The 8,351-nt window shown below is 73.2% G+C and carries 9 protein-coding genes; 7 read left to right on the top strand and 2 right to left on the bottom strand.

What is annotated here, in order from left to right; genetic code table 11:
* Nucleotides 1–3 precede the first annotated feature (3 nt).
* Nucleotides 4–840, top strand: a complete 837-nt coding sequence (gene ppk2 / locus AB7J25_RS22340; protein WP_428511754.1) for a polyphosphate kinase 2 — start codon at nucleotides 4–6, stop codon at nucleotides 838–840.
* 21 nt (nucleotides 841–861) lie between these two features.
* On the opposite strand, the gene AB7J25_RS22345 is transcribed toward ppk2, so the two are convergent.
* Together AB7J25_RS22345 and AB7J25_RS22350 are read right to left on the bottom strand one after the other, a co-directional pair.
* The gene (locus AB7J25_RS22345; protein WP_428511755.1) at nucleotides 862–1,254 is read right to left on the bottom strand and encodes an STAS domain-containing protein; all 393 of its coding nucleotides are present in this window, start codon (nucleotides 1,252–1,254) and stop codon (nucleotides 862–864) included.
* Between the two features lie 182 nt (nucleotides 1,255–1,436).
* The gene (locus AB7J25_RS22350; RefSeq protein WP_428511757.1) at nucleotides 1,437–2,063 is read right to left on the bottom strand and encodes a DUF305 domain-containing protein; all 627 of its coding nucleotides are present in this window, start codon (nucleotides 2,061–2,063) and stop codon (nucleotides 1,437–1,439) included.
* A gap of 172 nt (nucleotides 2,064–2,235) precedes the next feature.
* On the opposite strand from AB7J25_RS22350, the gene AB7J25_RS22355 reads away from it, so the two are divergent.
* From AB7J25_RS22355 to AB7J25_RS22380, 6 genes are all read left to right on the top strand, one after another.
* Entirely contained in the window at nucleotides 2,236–3,150 is a 915-nt protein-coding gene (locus AB7J25_RS22355) for a hypothetical protein (protein ID WP_428511759.1), read from the top strand.
* A gap of 20 nt (nucleotides 3,151–3,170) precedes the next feature.
* Nucleotides 3,171–3,683 (top strand): hypothetical protein, encoded by a 513-nt coding sequence (locus AB7J25_RS22360; RefSeq protein WP_428511761.1) that lies wholly within the window; start codon nucleotides 3,171–3,173, stop codon nucleotides 3,681–3,683.
* A gap of 103 nt (nucleotides 3,684–3,786) precedes the next feature.
* Complete coding sequence (locus AB7J25_RS22365) at nucleotides 3,787–5,427, top strand: FAD-dependent monooxygenase (protein ID WP_428511763.1); 1,641 nt, start codon at nucleotides 3,787–3,789, stop codon at nucleotides 5,425–5,427.
* Nucleotides 5,428–5,520: 93 nt separating this feature from the next.
* Nucleotides 5,521–7,122 (top strand): D-alanyl-D-alanine carboxypeptidase/D-alanyl-D-alanine endopeptidase, encoded by a 1,602-nt coding sequence (gene dacB / locus AB7J25_RS22370; RefSeq protein ID WP_428511765.1) that lies wholly within the window; start codon nucleotides 5,521–5,523, stop codon nucleotides 7,120–7,122.
* Between the two features lie 56 nt (nucleotides 7,123–7,178).
* Nucleotides 7,179–7,994 carry an ArsR family transcriptional regulator gene (locus AB7J25_RS22375; protein ID WP_428511767.1) on the top strand — a complete coding sequence of 272 codons (816 nt, stop codon included), beginning with the start codon at nucleotides 7,179–7,181 and terminating at the stop codon, nucleotides 7,992–7,994.
* Nucleotides 7,991–8,351: VOC family protein (locus tag AB7J25_RS22380; RefSeq protein ID WP_428511769.1), on the top strand; the 361-nt coding region annotated here is incomplete at its 3' end. The genes AB7J25_RS22375 and AB7J25_RS22380, both read left to right, overlap by 4 nt.

Genomic DNA, 8,351 nt, shown 5'->3' on the forward strand with positions numbered 1-8,351 from the left:
GCCATGGGGAAGGGTGCGAAGAAGCCAGGTCGGATCCCCCGCGGCATCTACGAGGAGGCCCTGTGGAAGCTGCAGGTGGAGCTCGTGGAGATGCAGGAGTGGGTGCGCACCACGGGGACGCGTCTCGTGGTCGTCTTCGAGGGGCGTGACGCCGCGGGCAAGGGCGGCACGATCCAGCGCGTCTCGGAGTACCTCAACCCGCGGATCTGCCGCATCGTCGCGCTGCCCGCGCCGACGGAGCGCCAGCGCACGCAGTGGTACTTCCAGCGCTACGTCGAGCACCTGCCTGCGGCCGGGGAGATCGTGCTGTTCGACCGCAGCTGGTACAACCGCGCGGGCGTCGAGCGGGTGATGGGCTTCGCCACCCCCGACGAGTACGCGCGGTTCCTGCGTCAGTGCCCGCTCTTCGAGCAGATGCTGATCGAGGACGGGATACTGCTGCGCAAGTACTGGTTCTCGGTGAGCGACGCCGAGCAGGAGAACCGCTTCCGCGGCCGGCTGGACGATCCGCTGAAGCGCTGGAAGCTCTCGCCGATGGACCTCGAGTCCATCACGCGCTGGGAGGAGTACTCCCGGGCGAAGGACGAGATGTTCATCCACACCGACACCCCGGATGCGCCGTGGATGGTCGTCGAGGCCGAGGACAAGCGCCGCGCGCGGCTGAACACGATCGCCCACCTGCTGTCGAGCGTGCCCTGGACGCGGGTCGAGCGCCCGGAGATCTCCCTGCCCGAGCGGCCCCCGCCCCGGGGCTACCGCCGTCCGCCGCGGGACCGGTACACGGCGGTTCCGGACCATGCGGGCGCCCTGCTCCGCCACGGCGACGTCGCGGCCTCGTGAGTCCCGGACCGGGCGCCCTGCTCAGGAGGGGACACCCGGTTCGCCGAGCGCAGCCAGCGCGGCCGCGAGCGTGTCGTGCACGGCGAACAGGTCGGGTGGCCCGATCAGCTCGATCACCCGCCGGACGGGACGCGGCACCGCGACGAGGACGAGCCGGCAGCCGGCGGCCAGTGCGTCCTCGCGGGTGCACAGCAGGGCGTCCAGGCCGGCCGACGCCATGAACAACACCCCGGCCAGGTCGACGGCGAGCACCCCGGGCGGGTGGCGCAGGATCTCGCGGGTGGCGGCCGACAGCTGCGGTGCCGTCGCCATGTCCAGCTCGTTCACGACGACGAGCAGGTGCACGCCGGGACGGGGGGAGCGGGAGGACGCGACGACCGACCAGCCGGCGTCCCACGGATCGGGTGCGTGCACAGGCGTCTCCGGCCGATGGCGTGGGGAGGTCCGCACCGGCGGAGGGATGTGGGTCGAGCCCGCTCCTTGAGCCCGCCGATGTCGGTACAGACCTGTACGGCGATCACGCTACTCCCCGCCCGCCCGACCCGCGAGACGCGCGTCGACCGGTGACCGCCCGGCCAGCACCGGGGCGGCCGGCGTCAGCCGAGCAGCGTGCGCATCTGCGCGATCTCGGCCGTCTGCTCGTCGATGATCTTCTGGGCGAGCGCCTTCGCGTCCGGGTCGAGCCCGCCCGCGACCTCGGCCTGCGCCATCTGCACCGCGCCCTCGTGGTGGGTGATCATCAGCTGCAGGAACAGCCGGTCGAACTCGGCCCCGCTGGCCTGCTGGAGCTGCTGCAGCTGCGCCGCGGTGAGCATCCCGGGCGTCGGCGCGGCGCCGGGCTGGGCGCCCCCGTGGTCCGTGCCCGGTGCCGCGGCGGGGACGCCCCAGGAGCTCTGCAGCTCGCGCAGCTGGGCGAGCTCCGCCTCCTGGGTCTGGGAGATGGTCTCGGCCAGCAGCGCGACCTGCGGGCTCGCGCCCTTGCCCTCGACGGCCGCGGTCATCGCCAGGGCCTGCTCGTGGTGCGGGATCATCCCCTGCGCGAAGGCGATGTCGACCTCGTTGTGCACGACGTCGTGCTCGTCGGCCGCCAGCTGGGGCGCCGTGGGATTCGGCGTCAGCGGCGCTTCCGGGTTGCCGACCGCGCGCTCGCTCGGGGTGCAGCCGGTGAGGGCGAGGGCGGCGGCGACGGCCGCGACGGCGACGGCGACGTTCGTGGTCTTCATGGGAGTGGCTCCTGTCGGGGACGGTCGGGTCGGCGGTGACCGGCGCTGTGTCCGCACCGGGAGCCGATCAGGCGCCCGACCGGTCCGTTTCGCACGGCCAGACGTTACCGCGCAGGCGACCCGCGGCCCGTCGCTGGTTGATACCTATACCCCCTATATGTATCGTGACCGCGTGGGTACCGCCGTGAAGCTCGCCGCGTACGCCGCCGTCGTCGTCCTGCTGGGGGCCGGGGCCTACGCCGCCGGATCGACCGTGGGGCCGCAGGCCGGTCCGCCCGCCACCCCACCGCCGGCCGCCGCCCACACCGAGAGCCACGCCGGCGCGGGCGTCCCCGCCGCCGAGGCGGGGCCACCGGCCGGTCTCGCGTCGAGTGCCGGCGGCTACTCGCTCGTCCCCCTCACCCCGGTGCTGCCCGCGGCCGCACCCACCGAGCTGGCCTTCCGCGTCACCGGCCCGGACGGCAGCGCCCTCACCCGCTTCGCGGTCGCGCACGACAAGCGGATGCACCTGATCCTCGCCCGCACCGACACCGCGGGGTTCCAGCACCTGCACCCCGAGATGGGCCCGGACGGCACGTGGCGCACCCCCGTCACCCTGCCCGCGGGCGGCAGCTACCGGGCGTTCGCCGACTTCGTCCCGGAGGGCGGCCCACCGACCACCCTCGGCGTCCTGCTCTCCGCCCCCGGCGCGTTCACGCCGATCGCCCCGGCCCCGAGCCGGGTCGCGACCGTCGACGGCTACGCGGTGCGCCTCGACGGCGAGCTCACCCCCGGCAGCGAGGCGCCGCTCGTCCTCACCGTCACGAAGGACGGCCTGCCCGTCACCGACCTGCCGCCCTACCTCGGCGCCTACGGCCACCTCGTGGCGCTGCGCGCCGGTGATCTCGCCTACCTGCACGTCCATCCCGACGGGGCGGCCACCCCGGGGCCGGAGATCCGGTTCGTCGCGGAGGTGCCGTCTGCGGACACGTACCGGCTGTTCCTCGACTTCGCCCACGCGGGCACCGTGCGGACGGCCGAGTTCACCGTCGCGACTTCCGGGCTCGCCCCGGCCGCGCCGCACGCGGACGACGGGCACGGCCACTGACGCCCGGATAGGCTCGCGGCGTGGGGCTCCTCGACTGGTTCACCGGCACGAAGCGCCCGTCGGGCGACGTCCCCCGGCGCCCGCCGGAGGAGGTCCACGCCGCCCTCCTCGCGGTGAACCGCCCGACCGCCCCGTTCGTCGTCCGCGACGGCCGCGCGGACGGGGTCGATCTGGTCGCGGAATGGCGGATCGTCGACGCCTCCTGGTACGAGGTGTTCGCGAAGGCCGGCCTCTCGAAGGTCTTCCGCGTGCTCATGCGGCTCGATCCCGCGCAGGCCGAGGTGCGCGCCGTCGATCAGGAGTGGAGCGTCGAATGGCGGGCGGGGGTGCCGTCGCTCACGCTCGCCGCGGAGGCGTTCCGGGGGCAGAAGAAGTCGATCGAGTTCGGCACTGCGTACGCGTTCACCGAGCAGGGCCCGTACGGACAGGTCTACCGGTACCGGTTCTCGTCCGCGGAGCTGAAGACGCCGCTGCAGGAGGCGGCGCTCGCGTGCGGGTGGTCGTGGAAGGGCGTCGCGTTCGGGAAGCTCTGAACGGTCACGCCAGGTAGTCGCCCGCGGCGATGGCCGTGGCGAACCCGGGCCCGGGAACTACTCACCGTTGCCCTACCTGCCGAAGCGGGCCCAGGATGACCTCGTGACCGATGTCGACGTGCTGATCGCCGGTGCCGGACCCGTCGGACTCACCGCGGCGGTCGAGCTACGCCGGCGCGGCGTCGGCTGCCGCGTCATCGACCGGCTGGCCGCGCCGATGCCGTACGCCAAGGCCGTCGGCATCCAGCCGCGCACGCTGGAGCTGTGGGAGTCGGCGGGCGTGCTGGCGCGCGCTCTCGACGCGGCCACCCCGATGCTCGGGCAGCTCGTCTTCGTGAACGGGCAGCAGGTGGCCCGGATGGAGATGACGCTGCCGCCCGAGGTGCCCTACGGCTTCATGGCGCTGCCCCAGTACGAGACGGAGCGGCTGCTCGCCGAACGGCTCACCGAGCTCGGCGGGCACGTCGAACGCGGCGTGGAGCTGGTGTCCTTCGAGCAGGACGCGGACGGCGTCACGGCGGTGCTGCGCGGGCCGGACGGCGAGTCGCGGGTGCGGGCGGGGTACCTGGTCGGCTGCGACGGCGCGCACAGCGTCGTCCGCAAGGGCCTCGGGCTGAGCTTCGAGGGTGGGGCGTTCGAGGATCAGTACATGCTCGGGGACGTCGAGGTGGACTGGCACCAGCCCGCCAGCTACGGCATCCGCTCGATGCACCAGGTCGACGGCCACACCGACGACGTGCTCGTCGCCATCCCGCTGCCCGGTCTGCGCCGGTACCGGATGTCGATGCTGGTCCCCGACGAGCTCGCGGCGCCCCCTGGCGGCGTCGAGCACGGCTTCACGAGCGGGCCCGCGCCGGAGCTGCGCCACATCCAGGCGGTGCTGGACCGGCTCGCCCCCGAACCCACGCGGGCGTCGCGGCTGCGGTGGTCGTCGGTGTTCCGGATCAGCCACCGGATCGTCGACTCCTACGGCCGTGGCCGGGTGTTCGTGGCGGGCGACGCCGCGCACATCCATCCCCCGACCGGCGCCCAGGGCATGAACACCGGCATCCAGGACGCCGTCGACCTGGCCTGGCGGCTGGCGACCGCCGTCTCGGGCCGGGCGGCCGACGGCCTGCTGGACAGCTACGACGCCGAACGCCGCCCCGTGGGCGAGGAGGTCGTCGGGCGGACGGTCCGCCACGCCCAGGAAGGGTTCGCCGACGACGATCCGGCGACGATGATCCTGCGGGAGGCCCAGCTGCTGGTCGCCTACCCCGGGAGCCCCGTCGTCGGCGAGGGCGCCGACGCCGACGCGCTCAAGGGCGGCCCGCGGGCCGGGCAACGCGCCCCGGACTGCCGGGGGCTGCGCCGCGCCTCCGTCGCGTTCGGGGTCCGACTCCACGAGCTCCTCGACGGTCGGGGGCACACGCTGCTGCTCTACGCCGACGATCCGGGGCAGCTCACCGACCTCACCGCCGCGGCGGCCGCGACCCTCGACGCCGCCGGCGACCTGGTCGAGGTGCGGCTCGTCCTGGCGGGCGAGTCCGACATCCCCGACGAGGTGGGCGACGGGCTGCTCGACGGGGTGTCCGTCCCCGTCGTCCGGGACGCCGCGGGCGAGTTCCGGGCGGCCTACGGCGCCATGGGCGGCTGCTGCTACCTCGTGCGCCCCGACGGCCAGGTCGGCTTCCGGGCGGGCCATGCGCGTGCCGACGAGCTGACCGCGCATCTCGCGAGGATCGTGGCGCCCGCCCCAGGGTGACGGATCACGCCGGGCCCCGGGTTCCGGGTGCTCGCCGCCCGGCCGCGGTTCCGCCACCCGGGATCGACAACGACGTCAATCGAGGAGCCCCACGTGACCAGACGCTGGACACCGATGCTCGCCCTGGTCGTGCTGCTGCTCAGCGCCTGCACGAGCGGCGGCGAGCCCCCCGCCGCCGGCGCCGGCGGCGAGGCCCCTCCGCCCGGGAACGGCACCGCAGCCCTCACGGCCGCGCTGCTCGCCATCGAGCAGACGCCCCGCTACCAGCAGGCCGACTGGGGCTACCTCGTCCTCGATCAGCAGTCCGGAGAGGTCCTGGTCTCCCAGAACCCGGTGTCGATGTTCGATGCCGGCTCGACGATGAAGACGTTCGCCGTGTCCGCCGCACTCGACCGCTACGGGAGCGACTACGTGTTCCGCACCCCGGTGTACCGGGCCGGGACCCAGAGCGGCGACACCCTGACCGGCAACCTGGTCCTCGTCGGCTCGGGCGACCTGAGCTTCGGCCTGCGCAAGGAGCCCGACGGCTCGCTCTCCTACGAGAACCTGCCCGCCATCGACCACAGCTACGCCACCACCGGGTTCCCCGGGGCCGTCGAACCCCAGGGCGACCCGCTGAGTGCGCTCAACGAGCTGGCGGCGTCGGTGAAGGCCGCGGGCATCAGCCGGGTGAACGGCGACGTGGTGGTCGACGACCGGCTCTTCACCCCGCACGAGTTCCCCGACGGCCTCGTCTCGCCCATCTGGGTCAACGAGAACCTCATCGACATCAAGGTCGCGCCCGGCGCCGCAGCCGGGCAGGCGACGACGATCGACTGGCGCCCCCGGACGGCGTCGTACACCGTCGAGACCCAGGCCACGACGGTCGCCGCCACCGAGTCCACCGCCCTCCAGGTCACCGAGCCCACCCCGGGCCGTCTCGTGGTGACCGGCACGATCGCCGCCGGCGCACCGACACTGGTGGTCTCGGAGATCACCGACCCGTCGGCGTTCGCACGGACGGCGTTCATCGAGGCACTGCAACGGGCCGGTGTCACGGTGACCGCCGTCCCCACCGGCCCGAACCCCGCCGCGCTGCTGCCTGCCAAGGACAGCTACCCGGCCGCGGACAAGCTGGGTGAGCACGTGTCGGCCAACCTCGGGGCGTACGTCACGCTGATCATGAAGGTCAGCTACAACCGGGGCGCCGACCTCATGACCTGCCTGGCCGCGGTCAAGACCGGCAGCACCGACTGCGAGCAGGGGCTGGTGGCCGAGGTCGACACCGCCACCGGCCTCGGCGTCGCGAAGGACCAGATGTTCGCCTTCGACGGCGCCGGTTCCGACGACCGCAGCCGCGTCACCCCGACCGCACTCGCCACCTTCTACAAGGACGTCACCCGCGCGCCGTACGCGACGGTGTTCGCCGACTCGCTGCCCATCCTCGGCAAGGACGGAACGCTCGCCAACGTCCTGACCGACTCACCCGCGGCCGGCAAGATCAGGATGAAGACGGGCAACCGCGTCGTGGGGACGGAGGCCGACCAGATCATCGTGCTCGGCAACAGCCTCGCCGGCTACATCGAGGCCGCGAGCGGACGCAAGCTCACGATCATGATCGCCGTCGGCAACGTCCCGATCGCGACACCCGCCGAGTTCACGCAGGTCACGGCGGACCAGGCGCAAATGGCGGTCGCGATCCAGCAGGCGTTCTGAGCCGATGCATCAAACAGAGCTGATACATCGAAGGGGTTTGAGGTAACCTCCTCGGCATGCGCGCGGTGCGGCCCCTCGTCGCGACGCCGCCGGAGTTCCTCCGGCTGGCCGGCCACCCGCTGCGCTGGCAGCTCCTCGCCGCGCTCGCCGACGGCGACCAGCGGGTCCGCGAGCTGGCCGCTCGGATCGGCCAGCCGCAGAACCTGGTGTCCTACCACCTGCGGTTGCTGCGAGACGCCGAGCTGGTCAGGGCCACCCGCAGCAGCTTCGACGGCCGCGACAGCTACTACCACCTGGACCTGGACCGCTGCGCGGAGGCACACGCCCACAGCGGTTCTGCGTTACACCCGGCGCTACGCCCGACAGCACGCCCGACAGCACACCGAGGCATCGGCGGTCCCGAGTCGCCGCGTACCCCCGCCGGACCGGTCGCCGTGTTGTTCGTGTGCACCGGCAACAGCAGCCGCTCACCCATCGCCGAGCTGCTCCTGCGCCGACGCGCCGCGGGCACGGTCACCGTCGCGAGCGCCGGAACCCGGCCCAAGCCGTCGATGCACCCCCACACGGTCCGGGTGCTCCACGAGTCGTTCGGCATCGACGCGGCCGGACTGCGCCCCCGCCATGTCGACACCGTCGTCGACCGGCGCTTCGACCACGTCATCACGATGTGCGACCGCGCTCGCGAGGCCTGCCCGGCGTTCTCCGACAACCCCCGGCGGGCCCACTGGAGCCTCCCCGATCCGGCCACGGCCGAGGGCACCGGCGATGCGACCTACCCCGCCTTCCGGCGCATCGCAGCGGACGTCGACACCCGGGTGAGGAACCTGCTACCGGTCCTCACCGCCACTCACCGCCAGGAGGATCCGCCGTGACCGACGACTACGTGAGCGTCCGCTACATCGTCGCGGACGTGCAGAAGGCGATCGACTTCTACACCACCCATCTCGGCTTCGAGGTGAACACCAGCGCCGCGCCGGCGTTCGCCGACGTGACCCGCGGCCGGCTGCGGCTGCTGCTGTCCGGCCCCACCAGTTCCGGCGCCCGTGCCACCCCGGCCGATCACGCGACGGCCGGCCGCAACCGCGTCCACCTCGTCGTCGAGGACCTGGACGCCGCGGTCGCCCCGCTCCACGACGCCGGCCTGTGCTTCAGCAGCGACCTCGTGAGCGGTCCCGGCGGTCGCCAGATCCTGCTCGCCGACCCCGACAGCAACCTGATCGAGCTGTTCC

Source organism: Pseudonocardia sp. (assembly GCF_050246655.1).
Classification (GTDB): Bacteria; Actinomycetota; Actinomycetes; order Mycobacteriales; family Pseudonocardiaceae; genus Pseudonocardia.

Coding starts and splice junctions, on each gene's coding strand:
- AB7J25_RS22350 (WP_428511757.1), bottom strand. CDS start 2,063: ATGAAGACCACGAACGTCGCCGTCGCCGTCGCGGCCGTCGCCGCCGCC.
- AB7J25_RS22375 (WP_428511767.1), top strand. CDS start 7,179: ATGCGCGCGGTGCGGCCCCTCGTCGCGACGCCGCCGGAGTTCCTCCGG.
- ppk2 (WP_428511754.1), top strand. CDS start 4: ATGGGGAAGGGTGCGAAGAAGCCAGGTCGGATCCCCCGCGGCATCTAC.